Origin of the sequence: Gimesia sp., assembly GCF_048260065.1 — a bacterium.
Taxonomy (GTDB): Bacteria; Planctomycetota; Planctomycetia; order Planctomycetales; family Planctomycetaceae; genus Gimesia.
Genome location: NZ_JBLXHC010000001.1, coordinates 494,705 through 517,258, shown reverse-complemented (window position 1 = coordinate 517,258; position 22,554 = coordinate 494,705). Strand labels below are relative to the sequence as shown.

Below are 22,554 nucleotides of genomic sequence, written 5' to 3'. Positions count from 1 at the left end.
ATTTTGTGACGACCAACGTTTTATCCATCCTGTTTTCGCTGCTGATTCTGGTCTGCCCCTTCAACTGCATGCCAGAAGACACTGCCGGTACGGAAACAACGACACACAGCTGCTGCAGCCATTGTCAGTCGCATTCAGAACAACCGCCGCTCGTTCCTGCTTCAGATACGGACTGTTGTCAATGTCTCTGCTCGGGAGCCATTCAGGAACAGGTAACACAGCTGGATGACATTTCTGCTCCTGCCTGCTGGATCACGCTACCGTTGATCAACCTCTCCGTTCAGACCGGCAGTATCGAACAGATTCATCCCTCTATTCTCGCGGAAACTGTTCCTCTCTATGGGCGCGCGCTGCGCTCTCTGCACATGTCCTTTCAGTGCTGATTTCATTCTGAAACCTCGATTCGCTCCTGTTATTTGATCCTGGAATCGATTCTGCTGCGCGCCTGTTACGGTGCGTCTGCGGACATTTACAGAATGACAATTAATGCACTGGTTCTCACTTATTCCCTGGGAATATGGCGTACGTAATCTCTTCAGGAGACCGGTGCGCACTCTGTTGACACTCTCCGGCTTGACCACTGTGATCGTATTGGTCTTCATCGTCATCGGATTTATCCGCGGGCTGGAACACTCGCTGACTGCCAGTGGCGATCCCCAGGTTGCGTTGCTGTTTTCGCTGGGTATGGGCGAAAACCTGGAATACTCATCCATTCCCATGCGTAGCAGTGAACTGGTGGCCGCCAGTGTGTCCGGGATTAAAGAATTGAATGATCGCAAGTATGTCTCGCCGGAACTTTATCTGGGAACTCAGATTGAACTGGCTGACGAAGGGCATTCCTCAATGGGACTGGTCCGGGGCGTCACTCAGTCTGCCCTGCTGGTCCGCAGGCAGGTGGAACTGGAATCGGGGTCCTGGCCTGGTCCGGGCGAAGTACTGATCGGCATACTCGTCGCCACCAAACTGGGTCTCACTGATCAGCAGTTGGCTGTCGGAAAGAATATTCTTCTGGAAGGACGTATGTGGCGGATCAGCGGGACATTCTCAGCAGCTGATTCTGCATTCGAATCGGAAATCTGGTGTCGCCTGGATGAACTGCAGCAGGCCATGAAACGGCAGGACCTGAGTCTGGTCGCCGTCACAATGAACTCTCCAGCCGACTTCCCCGACCTGGATCTGTTCTGCAAGGAACGACTCGACCTCGAACTGCAGGCCTTGCGTGAAATTAATTATTACCAGGGGCTGAAAAAAGATTACGGCCCGATTCGGATGCTGGCCTGGCTGGTCGTCTTTCTTGTTTCGGGTGCAGGAGTGTTTGCCGGCTTGAATACACTCTATGGTGCCGTCGTCGGCCGCACACGTGAGTTATCTACCCTGCAGACACTCGGCTTTTTACGCCGCGCGATTGTGATCAGTCTGATTCAGGAAGGTATGCTGCTGTCGACTGCCGCCAGCCTGATTGCCGCTCTGATCGCCGTATTTCTGATTAATGGAATTGCGGTGCGTTTTACCATGGGAGCATTTTCGCTCCAGATCGATAGTATTTCCCTGTTAATCGGCTGCGGTGTCGGTGTGCTACTGGGGTTGCTGGGAGCCATTCCCCCTGCTCTGCGTGCACTCCGCTTGCCTGTGGTCGATGGTTTAAAATCAGTTTAACCAACTCTCGAACGCTGTGTTCGAACATTTATTTTTCAAAAGGATTGATACGAATGAAACGTCTAGTAAACCACTTTGTTTTCTCTGCTGTTCTTATCGGCCTGGTCTCCGGATGCGGACAGTCTGCTTCTACTCCAGAACAGTCTACTTCGAACGAACCGACTGCATCTGAATCTGCCACCACCACTAAGGTTCTGCTTACCAGCGAACCCGCGGGAGCAGAAGAAGTCATCGCGGCGCGTCAATCGGCTGAAGATGATGCGGAAGTCGTCGTAGTGGGCCGCATTGGTGGGAGTGAAAACCCCTGGGTCGATGGTCGTGCCGCCTTTTCTATCGTCGATAACTCGCTGAAAGCGTGCTCTGACATTGAAGGAGACGGTTGTGAAAAACCCTGGGATTACTGCTGTGAAACCGACAAACTCCCGACTGCAACAGCATTGGTTAAAGTCGTGAATCAGGATGGCACTCTCATCAACGAAGATGCTCGCAAGCTGTTAAACCTGAAAGAGCTGCAGACCGTCGTGGTCAAAGGGAAAGCCAAACGGGACGATGCTGGAAACCTGACCGTGTTTGCCAATGGTATCTTTGTACGGAAGTAAGTCATGTCGCAAGTAGACCTTTCTCAATTAGCCATTGATCGCAGTGCGCCCTCACAGGTACGAGGGCACACGCGATTGCGGATTATCACACGATATCTCCTGCCAGGCTTGCTTATAGTGGGTTTTCTGATGCTCATTTCCTGGGCATCCCGAGATTTGATTTTCCCTCCCCGGCAGGTGACAGTAATGCCCGTCATTGTGACGCAAACGTCGATTCGCAATGCCGGCACCCCTTTATTCCAGGCAGCAGGCTGGGTTGAACCGCGGCCCACCCCTATCCGTGTGGCTGCGTTATCACCCGGCGTAATCGAAGAGCTACTGGTTGTCGAAGATCAGGAAGTTAAACAGGGAGAACCGATTGCCCAGCTGGTCAAGGAAGACGCCGCACTTTCATTGCGTGCTGCGACTGCAAACCTCAAGCTCCGCGAGGCAGAGTTAGAACAGGCTAAAGCCACCTTAGCGGCGGCAGAAGTTCGCCTGGCGCAACCCGTACACCGCGAAGCCACACTCAGAGCCGCTGAAGCGGAACTGGCGAAAATTGAAACCGAACTCAAGAACCTCCCCTTCATGATCCGTCGGGCACAGGCAGAATTAAATTTTGCCCAGACGGACTACAAACGCAGATTGTCAGCTAAAGCTGCTGTCACTCAACGGGCCGTTGATGAAGCATTAACAGCGTTGGAATCAGCGCGGGCCGCTGCCGAAGAGCTGGAGGGCCGCAACGTATCTCTGGTCGCAGAACGCAAAGCGCTCAAAGCCCGCTGCGTTGCGTTGCAACGGGAACTGGAACTGCTGACCGAAGAAACCCAGGCGCGGGACGAAACGATCGCTTTGATTCAGGCAGCCACTGCCCGGCTGGACCAGGCGCGTGTCGCCGTCGATCAGGCTCAACTGACAGTAGACCGCATGACGATTCGTGCCCCGGTTACCGGTCGCATTTATCGACTGATCGGTCATCCGGGATCCAGTATCGGCAATATGCTGACTCAGATGTCAAGCCATGACGGCAGCACCGTTGTCACCATGTATCAGCCGGAGATGCTGCAGATCCGTGTCGATGTCCGCTTTGAGGATATCCCCAAAGTCAGGCTGAACCAGCCCGTGCAAATCAACAACCCCGCACTCAGCCAGCCAGTCACCGGCAAGGTGCTCTTCATAAGCTCCGAAGCGGACATCCAGAAAAATACGCTGCAGGTCAAAGTCGACATCGATGGTTCCAACCCGGTATTGAAACCGGAGATGCTGGTTGATGTCACCTTTCTGGCCCCTGAGCCTGCAGGAAATACGGAGGCAGATCAAGAAGAAACACGCATTTACATTCCAAGGAATATGATCGAACAGAATGCAGCCAGGCAAAATATCGTCTGGGTCGCCGATCAATCGACCCGCAGAGCACAGCCACAAATCATTCAAACTGCTACCAGTTCCAGCGGTCCCCTGGTCGAGGTGACAGACGGTTTGAATCTGACGAGCCACCTGATTTCATCCTCCACTGCCGATCTGGAATCTGGCGACCGGATCACAATCACCGGTGAAACTGATCAAAAAGGAAACTGAATATGCCACTTGTTGTGATCAACAATCTGACAAAACGATATCACAAAGGGGGAGAAACAATCACTCCCCTGGATCAGGTCAGCCTGGAGATTGAACAGGGAGAGTTCCTGTCACTCATGGGTGCCAGCGGAACGGGAAAATCAACGCTGCTCAATCTGATCGCCAGCATTGATCATCCGAACTCTGGTTCAATCAGTGTCGATGGAGTCGAAATCACAAAACTATCCCGCTCGCAACTGGCAGACTGGCGGGCAGCAAACCTGGGTTATATTTTTCAGACACACAACCTGGTCCCCGTTTTAACTGCTTACGAAAACGTAGAACTTCCACTGCTGCTGTTACCCATGTCCCGTTCAGAACGCAGAAAACGGGTGGAAGTCGCTCTGCAGGCAGTCGACCTGCTGGACCGGGCGGATCACTATCCCCGCCAGATGTCAGGGGGACAGGAACAGCGGGTGGGCATCGCCCGCGCCATCGTTAAACACCCCAAGATCGTCGTTGCTGACGAACCGACGGGAGACCTGGATCCGGAAACTTCCGACCAGATTCTGGCGTTATTAAAACGACTGAACCGGGAGCTGGACATTACCATGCTGATGGTCACCCATGATGCCGAAGCGGCTGCCATTGCTGACCGACAGTTTTACCTGGATCACGGCAAGCTGGTTCAACGTTTCGCTTCAGCGAAATCTGCAATGACTGCGGCAGCCGCCCCGCATGGAGAGGCATTATGAAACTGATCGCTTACATCATGAAAACGCTGTGGGGGCATCGTGCCCGGACCATGCTGACCGTCGCAGGTTCTGCGGTCGCATTGTTTGTCTTCTGCTTTATTCAGTCGATTCAGGAAGGCATGAACGATCTCAAGCAGCGACAGGAAGCCCGGGGATCGTTAATCGTCTTTCAGGCCAACAAATTTTGTCCCGCCACCAGTCACCTTCCCCAGGATTACGATCAGCAGATTTCCCGATTGAAAGGGGTGAAAGATGTGATTCCCATTCAGGTCTTTACGAACAACTGTCGTGCGAGCCTGGACGTGGTGGTATTTTATGGCGTCCCGCCGAAAAAACTGCGTTCCGCGCGTGACTTTGAATTTGTGACAGGTAACTGGGATGAATTCGAAACTCATCAGGATGCGGCCATTGTGGGTCAGGCCGTTGCCAGTCGCAGGAAGATCAAAGTCGGGGACAAGTTTTCGATCGGGGATCTCTCTGTGAATGTCGCCGGCATCTATCGATCGGACAATCCCGCAGAAGAAAATTACATCTACAGCCATCTGGAATTTCTGCAGCGTCGTCAGGGCGCGAATCTGGTCGGCACTGTGACACAACTGGAAGTGATACTCAAGCCCGGCGCAGATCCCACCCAAATCGGAGCCGCCATTGACGAGCGATATCGTAAAGGTCCGGTAGAAACGAATACACGAGCTAAGGGAGTGTTTCAGGCCAAGAGTCTGGGTGATCTGTCGCAGTTGATTGAGATGGCCCACTACCTGGGGCTGGCCTGTGTAGGACTGGTGCTGGCTCTGGTTGCGACCACCACGCTGATGTCGGTCGAAGACCGTATCCAGGAACATGCGGTGTTGCGTACACTCGGTTTTTCCGGATTCAAAGTCTTCGCGCTGGTTCTGGCAGAGAGCACTTTCCTCAGTGTTGCAGGCGGTATTCTGGGGGTCGGAACTGCACTGGTGACACTCAAATTAAGCAGCTTGTCTGTCGGTGCAGAAGCGGTGACGGTCGCCTTTATTCCATCGCTGCATCTGGCCTGGGTTGGCATGCTGCTGGCCTGCTTGACAGGAATCTGTGCCGGCATCATCCCTGCCAGCTATGCCTCGCGTGCTGAAATCGTCCCCGCTTTACGTAATGCCTGATCTACAATTCTGTTTGTGATCAGGTGAGTCCGGCGATCGGGTCCCCTTCATAGATGAAGTGGGGACGGTCGACATCATCGTGCCAGTAAGTGGTTTGTGGTAGACCTAAGGCGCGATAAATGGTTGCGGCGAAATTTTCCGGTTTCTGTGGCTGATCGATGGGGAAGCCGCCAATCTTATCCGTCTTCCCGATCACACGTCCCCCTTTGACACCACCGCCCGCAAAGAAGACCGACTGCGTCGCCCCCCAGTGATCGCGGCCCGGTCGGGCATAGACTTTCGCCAGTTGCGAAATTTTCGGAGTCCGTCCGAATTCGCTGCACATCACGACCAGTGTATCTTTCAGGCGGCCACTGGCTTCCAGGTCGTCCAGTAAAGCGGAGACAGCCCGGTCGGTTGGTGGCAGCAGCTTATCTTTGAGATGCGGAAAGATATTGCCGTGCGTATCCCATGATTCGTTATTTCCCAGGTTGACCTGAACCAGGTTGACTCCGGTTTCCACCAGACGTCGTGCCATCAACAGGGACCAGCCGAACGAATTCTTGCCGTAACGTTCCTGGACTTTATCGTCAGCGTGAGTGACATCCATCGCATAATGCACTTTGTCATCATTGAGCAAGGAAATGGCAGCACTGCGATAGCGATCAAAACTTTCCACCTGACCGGCGATGTCGAGAACTTCGCGCTGTTTCCCCAGTTCCTTGAGCAAACCGATTCGATTGCCCATCCGTTTCTGGGTCATGCCTTGCGAGAGTTTCAGATGTGGTGTCTGGAAGACCCGATTATCGCTGCCTCCGCGTTGCTGATGGTCGAACGCATATTCAGGAAACGCGCCATACGACTGCACATGAAACGGCGATGCTTCAATAAACCAGGGATCACGATTGGAACCCATGCGGCCGGCGAACTGTCCCGGTACAACACGCCCGGTGCGATGCACGATTTTATCGGGAAGCACAATCGCCGGAGGCAGGTTCGTGCGTGAGCGGATGACATCGCCGGCAATCGCGGCAATCGAAGGATGGTCGGTACTCATCGGTCGGCTCGGGTTGAATCCCACGGGAATATCCGAGCGTCCTGTCAGCATAATGTGATGGCCCATCGAATGCTCATTCGTGCCATGTGTCAGTGTCCGACAGACTGACCAGAGATGACTGCGTTTCGCCAGCATCGGCAGATGTTCTGAAACCTGCAGGCCGGGTATCTTAGTTGAAATCGGATTGAATTCACCACGAACCTCGGCACTCGCTTCCGGCTTCATGTCGAAGCTTTCATGCTGTGAAAGTCCACCCGAGAGAAAAATAAAGATACAGGACTTTGCAGTCTGATGTTTGGGGGGAGCAGCAGCTTCCGCGCGGAGCGCGTCCAGATGGTTGATTCCAAAACCAAGCAGACTGATTGAGCCAACTTCCAATGCGGTCCGGCGGGACATGGCGGGATGGCAGGCAGGCGTATTCGCAGGCATCATGACTCTCCTGAGGACAAGAGATGAAACAGTGGGCGCAAGCAGTTATCTTAATATACCTTATATATTCACATCAATATAATCTAATGTGATACTGAGTAAAAGTCCAATTGAAAGAAAGTATCTCATCCGATGCTGTTTTTCTCAATCAGGGACAACTGGTAACGATAATCTCATTGGAAAATTTTCGGGCTTTGATTCACTGTAAATTCAGCAGAATGAGATCAAATCAGAAAATCACACTTCAAATTCTGATTGACGATCGACGATACCGTATATATGCTTTTCGCTAACTGATTCCCTCCCCGTTCACCAGGTGGTGGCCGCGTGTGGCTCGCTGAAGGAAGTCACGTTGAAAATTAAAATTACTGTTTTCTTCTAAAAGACCTGTATTGGAATCCGGGTCTGATTCTCAAGGATGATGTGGGCTCATTTTGCGCCCCGCAACGCGCGCCGTGATGCGCACAGGAGAAATCATGAACCAGTATTTAACTGATCGACAACAGAAAATTCTGGATTTTATTACTCGAGAAATTGATCGCTCAGGGATTGCCCCCAACACGGAACAGATTGCTTCCGAATTTGAAATCCCTTCTCTCAACCGGGTCACTCAATATCTGCACGCCCTGGAAGGCAAAGGCTGGATTACCTGCAATGCCGCACCACAAGGCGGAATTGCGCTGGTAGAAAATGGCAATTCTTACCGTCTCGCAGTCTGTGGTGATATCGAAGACCGTCGGGTCGCCTTCAAAAAAAGATCCTGAAATCACCCTGTCAAACAAGAAATCCGGTTCGTACTGCCTGCTCTGAATTGAAAGACAGGCAGAGTTTGAACACGTCATTCTGTAAGGATAGAACAGGTTTCGGATAATTTCTTAATTTTCCTTTCATTTTAGCCGATTCTTCTATTCAAATCCATCTCATGAGTGTACGCTTATGTGATAGATAAGCCTTTTTCAAGCCTCGATTTAAAAGCAGTTTCATCTTATCGGAAAGCTCCTAATAGATGCTCAGGATTGAAGATCAATCGATTCGTTTATGCGACCGGATGCCGCGACGTTCTTTCATGCAGATTGGTGGCCTCGCCATGGGCGGGCTGTCTCTGCCTCAGATTTTGAAAGCACAGGAAGAAAGCGGGAAGCGTTCTTCTCATAAAGCCGTCATCATGATCTTCCTGGCAGGCGGTCCTCCTCACCAGGACATGTTTGATTTAAAGCCGGAAGCCCCTGATGAAATCCGCGGCGAATTCAAACCGATCAATACCAACGTCCCCGGCATTCAGATCAGCGAACTCATGCCTCGTGTTGCCGGCATGATGGATAAATTTTCGATCATTCGCTCACTCGTTGGTGCAGAAGGACGTCACGATTCATTCGAATGCTGTACCGGACATCATTTCCGCAGCGCACAACCACAGGGGGGCTGGCCTGCCGTCGGATCAGCAATTTCCAAAGTGAAAGGGCCCGTGCATTCAACGGTGCCGGCTTACATCGACCTGTCACACACGATGGCACACAATCCATGGAACATTAAAGGCCCGGGCTTTCTGGGTCTGGAACATGCACCGTTCCGGCCGGATGGCGATGTGATGGAGAACATGACACTCAACTCCATCTCGAATTCCCGACTCAATGAACGTGCCAGCCTGTTAAATAACCTGGATCGTTTCCGTCGCGTCTCTGAGACAAAACTGACAGACGGAACCTACGATGGCTACACGAAGCAGGCACTGGAAGTCCTTTCTTCCTCCCGACTGGTTGAGGCGTTGAACCTTGAAAAAGAGGATCCCAAGGTCAGGGCACGATACGGAAAAGATGATCCGAAAGTTCTGAAATACCCGCTGGATATGGGGTACCAGGCGATCATGTCCCGCTTCCTGCTGGCCCGTCGCGCCGTGGAAGCAGGAGCACGTTGTGTCACCTGCAGCTTTGCGCATTTCGACTGGCATGGGAATAATTTTGGCCATGCCCGCAGTGTCATCCCCCTGCTCGATCAAGGCGTCGCCGCCCTGGTAGAAGACCTGCACGAACGAGGCATGGACAAAGATGTCACCGTTCTGGTCTGGGGTGAATTCGGACGCACTCCTAAAATCAACAAGAATGCTGGTCGCGATCATTGGCCGCGCGTGCACGCTGCTCTGATGGCAGGTGGTGGCATGAAAACCGGTCAGGTCATCGGTTCCACGAACCGTCTGGGAGAAGAAGCGGTCGACCGTCCCGTACATATGCAGGAAGTCTTCGCGACCCTGTATCACAACCTGGGTATCGATGTCGCGTCCACAACCATCGAGGACAATAACGGCCGACCTCAGTACCTGATCGATGAACAGACCCCGATCCGCGAACTGGTATAACACCCCCGCTCGCGGTCCTCAGTTCTGGATTTCATCCTGGGATCAGGGAACAAACTTCGTGGCTTCTCTTCCGTCGGCTGTTCCCAGTTCCAGGTAAACCTGGGAGCTCATATTCTCACTGAGAAAGTGAACGGACCCATCGGCGAAGCCAAAATGAGCGCCTCCCGTGTGATCACTGCCGGCAGACTGGTAGAAATTGTTATTAAATCCCCCCGCGGTCCCTCCGGAAATCCCGGTATCGAACATGTTCGCCACGCCACCGGCGGCCCAACTGTCATGACTGGTTTTGGGTGCCGTTGATCCATGCAGCTTCTGAACTTCTCCCGTCATAATGGTGTTCGACGCTCCATCATCGATATCGCGAATCGCCGTATCGCTGTTCACGGAAAACATCCCCAGATATCCCTGGCTTCCCCCACCAAATGTCCCGATCAGGGAATTGGTCCAGTGTGTCATGTGGATCAGATCTCCGTCGGCCCAGCCATTTCCACCACCAATACAGGCGCCGTAATCACAGCCCCCTTTTTGCAGGCGATTGGAGGGGGGCGTTGTGGTACCCGGGTTTTCTCCGATCATAATTTTTTGATCCACTTTACGGACTTTATTCCGACGCGTGGGACAGTAAAAAACGGGGAGATCATTTTCAGCAGCAGACCGGTTCCCGATCACATTCGTATTAAAATTCCATTGATTGTAGATATTGGCCTGATCTACCAGCGGGAGAATCTGAACCATCCAGCTTGTCCCATGCAGACCAGCACCACTGGTATTTCCCGCATCCCCCCAGACATTAAATGCCGTGGAAGTCATTGTGGTCGCAATCGCGCCCGGGGGAAACACGCGATGAATTTCGTGATAGTTATGCAGCGCCAGGCCAATCTGTTTCAGATTATTCTTGCAGGTACTGCGCCGGGCAGCTTCCCGCGCCTGCTGTACTGCAGGCAACAGCAAAGCTATCAGAATGGCGATGATGGCAATCACCACCAGTAATTCTATTAATGTAAACCCTGATTTTCTGTTCCGAAAATACATACGCAAGCCCTTTTAGATAATAGAAATGAAGATGAAATGAAAATAATTATCTAGTGCGCGTCCTCTCATACCATTACGTCCTCTAAAAGCTGAAACTCTCATTAGACGCACTGTAAACGGGGACACAGGCTAAATCGCATCACAAAATTGTGGATGTCTGCAGCCACAAAACATGATCAATCACTTAAATTCAGAGGCGTTGCCTCTCTTCTATTTTGAAGTCAGATCAAAATTGATTTCATTTGTCCCGGATTTGACATCAGCCGTCAATTCTGTCTCGCTGTTGTACTCTTCCGGTATAACTTCCGTTTCATTTTTCAGCTTACTCACGATCACCTTGTGATGACCAATCGCGGCTCCTTTTTCATCACGGATGTAAACCAGATCAAATTTTCCTTCGCTGTCCGTCATACAGGAAGAAGCTCGCACCTTTTCAGGCATGAAAGTCACACTGGCATCAGTCAGCGGGACACCATCCAGGGTCACCTTTCCAGTCACCTGTCCTAATTCAGGGGGAGCGATCCCTCCACCGCATGCAGTGAGAGACGCGATAATCATGAAATAAATAACAGCCTTACAAAGCCCCTGTATTGATTGCATATTGAATAAATCCTTATCGAGATGTAATTCTTAAAGTTTTATCTGGTTTTATAAAGCATAGAGAACACGATCCGTTCTCTATGCTTTCTCTTCCTGATAAATACAAAACGTAAGCGCTTACCGTAGACAATTCTTCTGACAATCCTGATATCTCAAATGTCCTGGAGACACTACGGTAAACGGGGACACACGCTGGTTAAAACTCACCAACAATCGCCCCCTGGTCGGCATTGCCAAGACGCTGGAAAGTTGTCGCATCGATATTTTCGGAAATGAAGCGAACCGCACCATCTGCCATGCCAAAGTGCGCACCACCAGCATGATCACTGCCCGGTCCCTGGAAATGATTTCCATTGATGCCATTGCTCCCGGCGTCAGTATCGAAGATGTTACTCACACCGCCAACTGCCCAGCCATCGTTACTCCGCGTCGTATTCCAGGAACTGCTGGTTAAACGTTGCATTTCTCCAGTCATGATGGTGGTGGTCGTTCCATCCTTTACATCCCGGATTTGAGTATCGCTGTTCGCGTAAAAAATACCCAACTCACCACCACTCAAATAACCACTCCAGTCAGAATCTAATAAATTGTGACCAGCCGAACCATCACCAAAGCTGTTTCCAGATCCAATACATGCACCATAGTCAGTGCCGCCTTTGGTAAAGCCGTTGACTGGTGACGTTGCCGATGGATCTTCTCCCAACTGAAGTCTCAATTCGTTCTTCCGGACCTTACTTCGTCGTGTTGGACAGTAAAATCCGGGAATATCGACCTCTGCCTGCGCACGGTTTCCGATAACATTGGTTCTAAAATTCCATTTATTGTAGATGTTAGACTGATCAACAAACGGCAAGATCATTAACATCCAGCTGGTCCCATGCAGCGCCACACCGGTTGTATTACCAGCCTCCAGCCATGGCGTCCACTGGGTACTGGTACCTGAACCAGAAGCGCTTGTTGTCACAATGGCACCAGGGGGAAATACTTTGTGCGTTTCATGATAATTATGTAAAGCCAGCCCCATCTGTTTCAGATTGTTTTTGCAGGTGCTTCTTCTGGCAGCTTCACGCGCCTGTTGCACAGCCGGTAGCAATAAGGCAATTAAGATCGCAATGATTGCAATTACAACCAGCAACTCAATCAAAGTAAAACCGGCTTTCTGACGATGACCTCTTTCGTTTTTCATAATGCTCTCCCGCGTGATAAACAAAGAAAAGAATAAAAGGAAACACTAAGTTTGGTTTACCTCATTGATGCTCAGATCTCAGGAAGACTGAACCTGGCTTAAAAAATGGACGGCCCCTGAAGGATCAACTGGAAATGACTGTGATGATGGAAGCGATTGAAAATAATCAGCTATCATGAACAGATAGAAGCACTCAAAGAGTGGAAACATTACTGAAACACCGACTTTGTCCACTTATTTAAACAACGGTTTTTGATTTGTCAAAAAAATTAACCAGCAATAACGTAAACCATTAATAAATAAAGACTTAATAAATTTTAATTACTTCAAATCACGGGGTATTTACCTCCACGCCAATACTGAACACCCCCATTTAAATAAGTGCCACAAAACCATGTATAAAAACAGGTTTCGTGAATTTTCGATTAATATCATTTGAACAGATCATCCTGTTTGAACAGCAACTTATCACCGCTTAGAAATTTTTTGAATTTCTGTATCAAAAGCAGATTCTCTCGTCTCATATGAAATCTTAAATGTCCATATCAGGTGCAGGTCGGTTTGATGCATGATTACGTGCACTTCACCTGCTCTTCACTCTTCAACATGTTGGACGGGATATAATCGGAACGTTGATCATTCACTGATCAATAATTAAAGTGACTGAAAACATCTCACAGATTCAGTTCTCTGGAATATTGGATCTCAATTGCCGCCGCCCGGAAAAGGAACGCCTAATCATGCTGACGCGTATTCTCTCTTTTGTAACTGCTCTGCTGCTCATTGGTTCGTCATCTGGTTTTGCTGAAGACTGGCCTCAGTGGCTCGGCCCGGATCGATCCAGTCAGTGGCAGGCAACTGATATCGTTGATGTCTTTCCTGATTCCGGCCTGCAGGTGGAATGGCGAGTTCCCGTGGGGTTAGGCTACAGTGGTCCTGCGGTTGTCAGCGACAGAGTCTATGTAATGGACTACCTGAAAAAGTCGGGGAAGGTTGAGAATAACCCGGGGGGCGCTTCCAGCCTGCAGGGTGAAGAGCGCATCCTGTGCCTCTCTGCTGATACAGGAAAGGTCATCTGGGAATATAAATACAATTGCCCGTATGAAATTTCCTACGCAGCTGGTCCACGCTGTACCCCCACAGTTGCTGATGGCAAGGTCTATGCATTGGGAGCCGAAGGAAACCTGACCTGTCTGGATGCAGAAACAGGCAAAGTCGTCTGGAAAAAAGAATTCAAAAAAGACTACCAGGCCAAATCTCCGTTCTGGGGTCACTCCGCGAGCCCACTTGTGGATGGCGATACGCTATACTGCCTGGTTGGAGGAAAAGATTCCATTGCCGTCGCATTTAATAAAGACACCGGCGCAGAACTCTGGCGTGCGCTCGATCATTCAGAAACAGGCTATTGCCCTCCGACGATGATCACCCACAACGGAACGAAACAGTTGCTCATCTGGCATCCAGGCTCATTAAACTCGTTGAATCACAAAACCGGCAAAGTCTACTGGTCACTCCCCCTCAAACCCGGTTATGGAATGTCTGTGACAGTCCCCCGACAACAGGGAGACTTTCTCTATGTCTCTGCGATCGGTGACGAAGCCGCCTGGATCAAACTCAAGGGAGACGAACAACCTGCTGCAGAAGTCGTCTGGAAAGGGAAACCGCGCTCCGCTCTATTCTGTTGCAACAGCACACCGTATATCGTTGACGATACCGTTTATGGCAGCGATATTCAGTCGGGTGATTTTGTGGCCGTCAATCTGAAAGATGGCAGTCGACGCTGGTCAACCAAAGACGTGACTAATGCAGGCAGACGCGATCGACATGCAACCGCCTTTATTGTGAAACATGATGCGCATTTTTTCCTGTTCACGGAAAAAGGAGATCTGATTCTCGCTGATCTCACTCCGGAAGGTTACAAAGAAATCAGCCGTTTCCATGTGCTGGAACCAACCAATGAAGCGTTCGGACGCCCCGTTGTCTGGAGTCATCCGGCGTTTGCCAACCAGTCTCTCTTTGCCCGAAATGATAAGGAACTGGTTCGCGTCAATCTCAAGAAATAACGCCGCTCTTTCATGTTTCCCTCTGGTCATGCAGAATCAGTGACCAGAGGGAGTTCGTAATGCTGTTTCAGCAAGTCACTCAATCCGCGAGGAGTTTAAGAACCGGCTTTTCTACTTCATTCGCAACAGCATATTCTGATTCGGGATAGACCTCTGTATCGGGGTAAAAAGCGTACCAGGCAAACCACAGGGCATACATCCAGTTGAGTCCTGCCTCCGACTTCACCACGCGCAATGATTTTGCTTCCGGGTGATACGCCAGTGTGAATTTTTTCCCATCCAGTTCTTCTTCCCACTCGGTCACTTCTTTCAGATGTTGATAAGCGGTCACGGGATAAGCCCGTTTTCGGTCACCCGCCCAGATCCCCAGGAGTGGTGTTTTTTTCGGAAGACGAAGATCCTGCCTGCTGACTTCGAAGAGCAATCTGTCATTCCCCAGATACTCAGCGTAAGTTCCCGATTGATACTCAAAGGGAAAACCGGTTTCCTTTGAAAGGACCTTTGTCTCGGGGTAGCGTTTCTGCCAGTCATGCCATGCCGTCAGTTCTACCGGCAGAGACATCAGCGACTCCTGTACTCGCGGGCCACAAATAGCCTGAGACATCATCTGCGACCAGAGCCCATCCGTCTCACCGGAACCGGTACGGTCATACAATAGTTGATTACTGTTAAAAAGGTAACCTGAGATTCCGAACTCAATTTTTCCGCCGGGTCCCACTCCGTTATAAACCGCCAGTGAATCACTCAAAGGGCAATAGGTCACAATGAATGAGGTTTCACCAATCTGATCATTCACGACTTCATGCCAGTCCAGAATTTTAAGTGGATAGGCGCGGGCCTCACCTTCGAAACAGACTCCTGCTACTCGATCATCTGGTTTCATAAACGTCGCCTCTGTGACTTGAACAAAGTCAGGAGCCGTTAAAGCGGGAATTCCATCTTTGGGAATGTGTGCGTTGATAATTTCATCGCGTGACAACATCAGACCTTCCACATTGAACTCGGGCTTTTGTGTCAGAGCGGCCACAGGACGATTCTGCCAGAATGCCAGAAAATAGACCTGATTGACCCATCCGTACCAGCCGGCAAACAACAGGCCTGAAAAGGCAATCAACAGTAATGTCGACTGAGATGGCTTATCAGTTGATGCAGTCGACGGTGAGGAATCAGTTGACGGATCCTGAACCGTCACCTCCTCACTTAGATGAGAGGAATCCATTGCAAGCGCTTTCGTATGTAGATCGACTGCATCTCGCGAGGCTTGACATGCAATCTTTAAAACACAATCAGAGTAAAAGCAGATAAACGCGGCGAAGAAATTCGCAATCAGGAACTGACTTGAGCTTAGACAATACTAAGTTGCCAGTAATATTGGAAAGCAATTTTTGAAATTTTTGTGAAGAGTTCGTTTGGAAAGTTAACTTAAAAGGAATCAATTCATAGACAAAGAGTAAGTCTTCAACAGCTCACAATCAATGCCAGAAAAGTTTCTGTCGCTGGCTGACGAGAATCGCAAACGACAGTCACCTGTCTGCTTATTTCGATTTTCCGTCAGGCACTTTCCAGACCGTCACGCCAAGATGATACCCTGTATGTTGTGGTGAATTACTGGAATACCAGGCCGTCACAATCTCGCCGTTATCCTTCTGGATACTGGAGGGATAGCCGCAATCTCCGCCATCTGCTGTATGCGAGATTCGGAGTGGTTCACTCCAGGTTTGTCCTTCATCGCTACTGAGTTTCGCGCAGACTCCCCGCGCCCCGTTCACACGAATGCCGTAACTCAGCAGCAGGCGTCCGTCATTCAAACGGGTCAGGTGTCCGTTGATTTCATTGCGCCCGGTCACAGGTTGCGGTTTCTGCCAGGTCACTCCGTTATCAGTGCTGCGAATCAGTTCCATTTTGTCGATGCGCGCTGCTGCCAGCCAGTTTTTCCCGCCCAGGTAAAACAAGTCGGTTTCGTTATGTGCCGGACCAATCACGGAAACCACACTCCAGGTTCGGCCGTCATCGTCGCTTCTTAAATGTGATGATTTCCAGCCTTTCGTTTTGGTTGACTGGCGGGGATTTTTAAACTCCCCCTGATAACAGGAGACATGCAAAGCCCCATCTGCGCCGACCCAGATATCACCGAAAGGGATATATTCAGACCACCCCGCTTCTGCTGGAGGAAAAGCTTCCGTTTTCGTCCATGTGCGTCCCCCGTCACTGGACCGCAGCACCCAGCTTCTCAAAATGTCATCTCGGAATGCCGCCTGTTTCGGACGCTCTGTCTGTTTGAGATTACTCCAGCCGGAGCAGAGCACAATCAGATCGCCATTTTTCGCCAGTCCCGTCGCATGATTCATTCGCACGGTGTCTGGCTCATGCTGCGTTACCGTGCTGCGTTTCTCCCAGTTTACACCATCCGGGCTGGCCCAGCAGTCAATATCTCCTTCCTGCTGTCCGTGGCTGGGCTGATTGTGAAAGACTGCGATGATCGTTCCGTCCGGCAGCAGCGTCAGATTAGGCCAGGCACAAACGTTTTCGACAGCAACCACCTGCTTTAGAACATGCGGTTCTTCTGCAACAAGTTCTGAATGACAGACAAAAGTCAGCACGAAAACGGCAAAACAAATCGTGTAGAGACGCATGAGGACACCTGACAATCTTTCCATGACATGAAACGTGATCGAAATAAACCAGTACCGCTCCATGATACAGAATTGAATGTTTTCGCGTCCATCATTTTTTCAGCGTAATACCGGTAAACGGTCTTTCAGTTTCGAGAACAGGGTTGCCTCGCTGTCTGCCTGCGCCGGTTCACTTGCTGGCGCGCGAAGCGGACACTGGCGGCACATCACCAGGATATAAGCCGAGGGAATATAATAGAGGGCCAGCAGCGTCGCACCGCCAACACCGCCGGCAATCGTAATCGCCAGCGGAGGCCAGAAGCCGCCTCCCGCAATGACCAGTGGTGCAAAACCGGCGACCGTTGTGAGTGAAGTGGCGACCACATGCCGCGTCGAACGCAGAACAACATCGCGAACTACGATCCGGTTCCCTTTGCGGGCTTCGGGGTTCGCGCGCAGTTCGGCCAGCACCACAATGGCATCGTTAATCGCGACCCCCGCCAGTCCCATCGAACCGACAATCGCCATGAACCCAAACGGGAAACCAAACAGCCAGAGCATCCCCAGCCCCAGACCAATGGAAAGGATACCAACCGTTCCCACCAGCGCTGCTACGCGAAAGGAAGAGAAAGACAGCACCAGCGTCGCCACCATCAGGACCATCAGCACGCCGACATTCGCCATCAGATTTCCAACGGCGTCATCCCGCTTGGATGCTTCTCCTCCCCACTCCAGTCGGTAGCCGGGCGGTAGTTCAAATCCAGCCTGTTTCATCTTCGACTGAAATTCCGCCAGTGCCTCTGCAGGCAGAACCCCCGCTTTCAGATAAGCCTGCACTTCATTCATCCGCTCACCATTGAAGTGTGAAATGGCGGCCACTTCAGAAGACATTTTGACTTTGGCAATCGCCGTCAACGGCACAAACTGAGGCTGTCCGTCTTCGCTCTTTTTACTGGAAATCAGTTGCAGTGAAGCAATCTCGTTGATCGCTTCTCTCCGCGCCTGTGGCACACGGATGCGTACGGGCAGTTCTTCTGTCTCTTCGAGGATACTCCCTCCCAGCGAGCCTTCCAGAGCCGCATTTAACTGGTTCGAGATCTCCGCATGATCCAGCCCCGCCAGTCGCGCCTGTTCCTCATCGATCTTCAATGTCAGTTTCGGCAGGGGATCGGCGAGTTCCGCCTTGTGATGTAGTACGTTCGTCGTGCGACTCAAGATCGTCCGCAGCTCATCCCCACTCTGACTGAGCTGATGCAGGTCGGGCCCGAACAGGCGGACTTCAATCGGTGCATCGAAGGGAGGCCCCTGCTCCAGCTGACGCACCAGAACTCGTGAATGCGGTACCTTGCGATCCAGTTCCCTTTGCAGTTCATGTATCAGGGCTTCACCCCCCGCGGCTGTATTTAACTGCACGAGTGCCTGAGCATAGTTCGAAGCGTTTTCGCGTTTGGCTACGATGTTGTAATAAAACTGGGGAGCACTCTCTCCCAGAAACCATTCGATCCCCTTCACCTGGGGATGCTCCAGCACGACCTGTCGAATCGTTTCAATCGTCTGCCGCGTCTCTGCCAATGACGCATGCGCATTCAGTTCCAGTTCAATATTCACCTGATCGCGGTCTGCCGGCGGGAAAAATTGCTCGGGCAGTGAGCCAGCTACGATAAAGCCACAGATCGGCAGCAGACATCCGAGCGCCACCCCCAGCACAGGACGTGCAAACAGAAAATCCAGCGACTTCTGATACATGTCGCGCAGACCAGCATGACTGAAACCCACCTGCCACCAGTGTGCGTGTGCCGGATCTTCATTCGGATCAGCAAACAGAGCCGCGATCGCGGGAACTACCGTCATTGCCAGGAAGAACGAACTGCAGATTGCCAGAATCACACTGATGGCGATCGACCCGACAAATTCGCCGGCAGGTCCGGGCATTAATGCGATTGGTGCAAACGCGAGGACCGTCGTCAAAGTTGACCCCAGCAAAGGTATCGCCAGATGCTTCACAGTTGAGATCACGGCATCCTCGGGAGCCATTCCCGTATGTAATTTGGCCCGGACTTCATCGACCACTACAATCGCATTGTCAATCAGTAATCCCAGCGCGATGATCAAACCGGTGACCGACATCTGGTGAATGGGAATATCCAGGAAACGCAGTCCCGCCAGCACCATGAACGCGGATAACGGCAAGGCGGTTCCCACCACCAGCGCATTTCGCCACCCCATCATGAATACAATTACCGCGATCACTGCCAGTCCGCCCAGCACCAGGTTCCAGACGAGCCCGCTGAGACGCGCCTCGACATACCGGTTCTGATCGAACAGTGTCTGTACGCTCACATCGTCAGCCAGCGACTGTTCGAACTCAGCCAGCGCCGCTTTCGCCGCCTGATTCCAATGATCGATCCGCACACTGTCCCGGACAAACATTCCCAGCGTCACCGCCGGCTTGCCGTCCGCAATCACCAGACTGCTCAACGGCAATGCCACTCCTTTATGAATGGTCGCAATATCTCCCAGCTGCACGGAATGCCCTTCCGAACCAAACTGCACCGGCGTGTTGGCGATGCGGGACAGAGAATCCAGTTCGGAGTCGACGTCAATCAGTAAATCGCTTTTCGTGCCACGCAACTGGCCGGCAGTCAGCTTGGCATCAGAAGATTCCACCTGCCGCGCAATTTCTGTCACGCTCAATCCCAGCGATGCAATCCTGTCGGGCTGGACTTCCACTACAATCTCTTCATCCGGATCTCCGAACGTATCGATGTCTTCAGTTCCGGAAATGGCCCGCAGTCGATCTTCCAACTGCTTGGCAGAACGACGCAACACAGCATAGTTGACTGCATTGGGATTGTCCCACACCAGCGCCACGATCAAGGCATAGGCTTTGACTTCCAGTTCTTCAAAATCAGGTTCTTCAGCACCGGCTGGAAATTCGACCCGGGCATCATCAATTTTATCCCGGATCCGCGACCAGACTTCATCGACCTCGTAGACATCATCGCGGAGTTCAATCGTCATCGAAGACATTCCGCTGCGGGAAATGGTCCGCAGCTCTTTGATCTCGTCGATCTCGCGGAGTTCTTCTTCCAGCTTTTCAGAGACCAGCGATTCCACACGGGTGGCGTCAGCGCCCGGGAAGCGGGTATTGACTCGCGCGACCCGTTGGGTGAGCACGGGGTCTTCCATTCGCGGCAGCACATAGTAACTGGAGAGACCGGCCACGGTAATCAGCGCGACCAGCAATATGAGCAACCGCCGATTTCGATAAAATAACCCATCCAGCATGATTTGATTCCCCTGCCCGTTCAACGTTATACGACTGAGAACTGCATGACTGTCATTCTGATTCAACGACGGTCTTTGATGACCACACGCTGATTGCCTGCCAGTTTATGAATGCCATCGACTACAATCAGATCGCCGGTTTTCAAAGTACCACGTACGAGGACCCGGTTGTCTTCCGTATGCAATACTTCCAGCTGGCGTTTCTCCAGAACTTTTTCTCCCGGCTCTGTCCCTTCAATCACTGCGTACGCAGACCAGAGCCCCCGTTCCCCCCGTGCCAGGGAACTGAGGGGGAGCCAGAACCCCTGCATTTCGACCGGTTCAGAGATTTCAATGCGAATCACCTGTCCGGGAACGAGCTGTTTTGCAGCCAGTTTATTGAGTGATAATACCACTTCCTGCGTCCGCGTTACCGGATCCAGCTCAGGCAGGATCGCCTTCAAAGTCGACTGATAGAGCTTGCCGTTCAGTCCCACTTCCTGCTGACTTCCATGCTTCAGATGAACGGCCATTTCCACGGGCACACCAATGTGTGCTTCCAACTGTTGATCTTCCACCAGGCGGAACAGTGGCGCATTAGGAAAAATGACAGTCCCTTCATCGGCATAGCGTTTTGAAACCCGACCACCGTAAGGGGCTTTGAGTACGGTATCATCCAGATCGACCTGATTGTCTTCGAGTGAGGCATCCAGGTTGGCCACCACGGCTTCCTGGGCTGTAATCTGTTCTTTACGGGTCCCCTCTTCCAATTCAGACAGTCGACTCCGGGCTGCATCAAGTTGCGCCTGCTGTTGCTCCACCTCATATTGAGAGGCTTCATAATCGGAACTGGAAATCGCATTACGTTTCAGTAACTGCTGATTTCGGGCGTGGTCTGCCTGCAGATTTTTGAGCCGGGCATTCAGCTGTCTGACTTCCGCTTCTGCGACAGCCACTGTTTGAGGTCGCGGTCCTGCTTCCAGTTCATCCAGCTTCGCCTGCGCAGCGTCGCGCTCTGCCTGCAGCTTCAGCCGGATCACCTGCAGATGCCGGGTATCGAGTCGGGCCAGTACCATTCCTGCCTGAACCGGTTCCCCTTCATCGACGACAATTTCCATCAGCTTGCCACTCCGTTCGAACGCCAGTTCACTGGTACGGGCCGCCGTCACTTTTCCGGTATAGCTCCGTTTGCGTGAAAAGGAATCAACGGGCTGCAGCTCAATGACATTTACCGGTACCCCAGACTGCTTTGTCTGCTTCACAGGGACTTCTGTGGAAAAGGCGCTGTGTAGATTCCCCCGGAATAACCCCATGAAAACCGCCAGTAGCATGACTGCACCAGCCAGAGCGAACCGCTTACCATACCGTGTTATTTTTTGACGAAACGTCAATTTGTTTCCAAAAAAAAACGACTCAGACTGTGTTGTGCTGAAGTTCATTTCCAAACACCTCCCGGGTAACACGATCGTAAACCGCGTCATAGTCGACTTCGGTACTCAGTGGCTGCCACTGAATTCCGTCAAGAAAACGATTAAAATTTCGGCGGAGCATTTCATAAGGTTCAGGAATCCCCAGCTCACTGAGTGAGTTACTGGTCGTGATGATCGAGTAACCGCCTACAGACATCGACCAGAGACCGAACACAATTTCTTCAGGCGTGGCAGAATCTCCGAGGATCACATCGCCTCGAGCGACTCCATCCCGCACGATGCCGCCTACGATTCCGATGCAGCGGTGTTCGTAATTTGACATCAGCTTACGACGTTCTTCTGACGTTTTATCCCAGATCGAATCGAGTCGAATTGTCTGCTCAACACAGAAATGATCGGGATAAGTTTTTACGAACAGCTCAGCCGCAGCGCCGATGGCGGCAATCCGCTCGCGCGAAGTTCCCTGAAACAGAGATGCCTTCTGAAACATCGCCAGTCGTTTTTCCAGCGTCTGAATCGCCAGAGTAATGATAATCTCCTCTTTACAGGAGAAGTGGTTATAAATCGTTCCTTTGGAGTACTCCAGCAGACTGGTGAGCCGGTCCATATTCAGACCGTTATACCCGCCTTCGATAAACATCGGGCGCGCACATTCCAGGATCTTCGCTTCGCGTTCCTGCTTTTCACGTTGTTTGCGTTCTCGGGTACTCATAACTCACTATTTTGACGGATCGTCATTTTATGTCAAGATATTAATCGAAATAATTCACATTGCAGGACTACGCGAAGAAGTGACCTCTGAGGCACCCGTAAACCGCACGTAACAACAGGCACTATCCCATTTCATATCAGAGACTTATCTCA

Annotated in this window: 18 protein-coding genes; 9 read left to right on the top strand and 9 right to left on the bottom strand. The window is 51.5% G+C overall.

All coding sequences use genetic code 11. The features are described 5' to 3' along the window. Positions 1-5 precede the first annotated feature (5 nt). From ACN0YN_RS01845 to ACN0YN_RS01820, 6 genes are all read left to right on the top strand, one after another. Positions 6-383 (top strand): hypothetical protein, encoded by a 378-nt coding sequence (locus ACN0YN_RS01845; RefSeq protein ID WP_417383273.1) that lies wholly within the window; start codon positions 6-8, stop codon positions 381-383. Between the two features lie 103 nt (positions 384-486). Further along, positions 487-1,656, top strand: coding sequence for an ABC transporter permease (locus ACN0YN_RS01840; RefSeq protein WP_417383272.1), 1,170 nt, complete (start codon positions 487-489; stop codon positions 1,654-1,656). A 53-nt stretch (positions 1,657-1,709) separates the two neighbouring features. Continuing rightward, positions 1,710-2,255 carry a hypothetical protein gene (locus ACN0YN_RS01835; protein ID WP_417383271.1) on the top strand — a complete coding sequence of 182 codons (546 nt, stop codon included), beginning with the start codon at positions 1,710-1,712 and terminating at the stop codon, positions 2,253-2,255. A 3-nt stretch (positions 2,256-2,258) separates the two neighbouring features. After that, complete coding sequence (locus tag ACN0YN_RS01830) at positions 2,259-3,812, top strand: HlyD family secretion protein (RefSeq protein WP_417383270.1); 1,554 nt, start codon at positions 2,259-2,261, stop codon at positions 3,810-3,812. Positions 3,813-3,814: 2 nt separating this feature from the next. Then, on the top strand, positions 3,815-4,546 hold the full coding sequence (locus ACN0YN_RS01825; protein WP_417383269.1) for an ABC transporter ATP-binding protein: 732 nt from the start codon (positions 3,815-3,817) through the stop codon (positions 4,544-4,546). Continuing rightward, complete coding sequence (locus tag ACN0YN_RS01820) at positions 4,543-5,682, top strand: ABC transporter permease (RefSeq protein WP_417383268.1); 1,140 nt, start codon at positions 4,543-4,545, stop codon at positions 5,680-5,682. Before ACN0YN_RS01825 ends, ACN0YN_RS01820 begins: the two co-directional genes overlap by 4 nt. Positions 5,683-5,701: 19 nt before the next feature. On the opposite strand, the gene ACN0YN_RS01815 is transcribed toward ACN0YN_RS01820, so the two are convergent. Then, entirely contained in the window at positions 5,702-7,150 is a 1,449-nt protein-coding gene (locus ACN0YN_RS01815) for a DUF1501 domain-containing protein (protein WP_417383267.1), read from the bottom strand. A gap of 473 nt (positions 7,151-7,623) precedes the next feature. On the opposite strand from ACN0YN_RS01815, the gene ACN0YN_RS01810 reads away from it, so the two are divergent. Then, positions 7,624-7,911 carry a hypothetical protein gene (locus tag ACN0YN_RS01810; protein WP_417383266.1) on the top strand — a complete coding sequence of 96 codons (288 nt, stop codon included), beginning with the start codon at positions 7,624-7,626 and terminating at the stop codon, positions 7,909-7,911. Positions 7,912-8,153: 242 nt separating this feature from the next. Next, positions 8,154-9,500 carry a DUF1501 domain-containing protein gene (locus ACN0YN_RS01805; RefSeq protein ID WP_417383265.1) on the top strand — a complete coding sequence of 449 codons (1,347 nt, stop codon included), beginning with the start codon at positions 8,154-8,156 and terminating at the stop codon, positions 9,498-9,500. Between the two features lie 42 nt (positions 9,501-9,542). Here the strand turns inward: ACN0YN_RS01805 and ACN0YN_RS01800 are convergent, their stop codons facing one another. The 3 genes from ACN0YN_RS01800 to ACN0YN_RS01790 all read right to left on the bottom strand — a co-directional run bounded on the left by ACN0YN_RS01800 (position 9,543) and on the right by ACN0YN_RS01790 (position 12,318). Beyond that, on the bottom strand, positions 9,543-10,532 hold the full coding sequence (locus ACN0YN_RS01800; protein ID WP_417383264.1) for a DUF1559 domain-containing protein: 990 nt from the start codon (positions 10,530-10,532) through the stop codon (positions 9,543-9,545). 210 nt (positions 10,533-10,742) lie between these two features. Next, positions 10,743-11,132: a hypothetical protein gene (locus ACN0YN_RS01795; protein ID WP_417383263.1), complete on the bottom strand. Its 390-nt coding sequence runs from the start codon at positions 11,130-11,132 to the stop codon at positions 10,743-10,745. Positions 11,133-11,328: 196 nt separating this feature from the next. Further along, positions 11,329-12,318 carry a DUF1559 domain-containing protein gene (locus ACN0YN_RS01790; RefSeq protein ID WP_417383262.1) on the bottom strand — a complete coding sequence of 330 codons (990 nt, stop codon included), beginning with the start codon at positions 12,316-12,318 and terminating at the stop codon, positions 11,329-11,331. A 740-nt stretch (positions 12,319-13,058) separates the two neighbouring features. On the opposite strand from ACN0YN_RS01790, the gene ACN0YN_RS01785 reads away from it, so the two are divergent. Next, positions 13,059-14,381, top strand: a complete 1,323-nt coding sequence (locus ACN0YN_RS01785) for a PQQ-binding-like beta-propeller repeat protein (RefSeq protein ID WP_417383261.1) — start codon at positions 13,059-13,061, stop codon at positions 14,379-14,381. 79 nt (positions 14,382-14,460) lie between these two features. On the opposite strand, the gene ACN0YN_RS01780 is transcribed toward ACN0YN_RS01785, so the two are convergent. From ACN0YN_RS01780 to ACN0YN_RS01760, 5 genes are all read right to left on the bottom strand, one after another. Beyond that, complete coding sequence (locus ACN0YN_RS01780; RefSeq protein WP_417383260.1) at positions 14,461-15,600, bottom strand: DUF3179 domain-containing protein; 1,140 nt, start codon at positions 15,598-15,600, stop codon at positions 14,461-14,463. Positions 15,601-15,916: 316 nt separating this feature from the next. After that, positions 15,917-17,014: a sialidase family protein gene (locus tag ACN0YN_RS01775; RefSeq protein ID WP_417383259.1), complete on the bottom strand. Its 1,098-nt coding sequence runs from the start codon at positions 17,012-17,014 to the stop codon at positions 15,917-15,919. A 99-nt stretch (positions 17,015-17,113) separates the two neighbouring features. Further along, positions 17,114-20,281 (bottom strand): efflux RND transporter permease subunit, encoded by a 3,168-nt coding sequence (locus ACN0YN_RS01770; RefSeq protein WP_417383258.1) that lies wholly within the window; start codon positions 20,279-20,281, stop codon positions 17,114-17,116. A 62-nt stretch (positions 20,282-20,343) separates the two neighbouring features. Continuing rightward, the gene (locus ACN0YN_RS01765) at positions 20,344-21,699 is read right to left on the bottom strand and encodes an efflux RND transporter periplasmic adaptor subunit (RefSeq protein ID WP_417383257.1); all 1,356 of its coding nucleotides are present in this window, start codon (positions 21,697-21,699) and stop codon (positions 20,344-20,346) included. Continuing rightward, complete coding sequence (locus tag ACN0YN_RS01760) at positions 21,674-22,402, bottom strand: TetR/AcrR family transcriptional regulator (RefSeq protein WP_417383256.1); 729 nt, start codon at positions 22,400-22,402, stop codon at positions 21,674-21,676. Before ACN0YN_RS01760 ends, ACN0YN_RS01765 begins: the two co-directional genes overlap by 26 nt. Between the last annotated feature and the right edge of the window lie 152 nt (positions 22,403-22,554).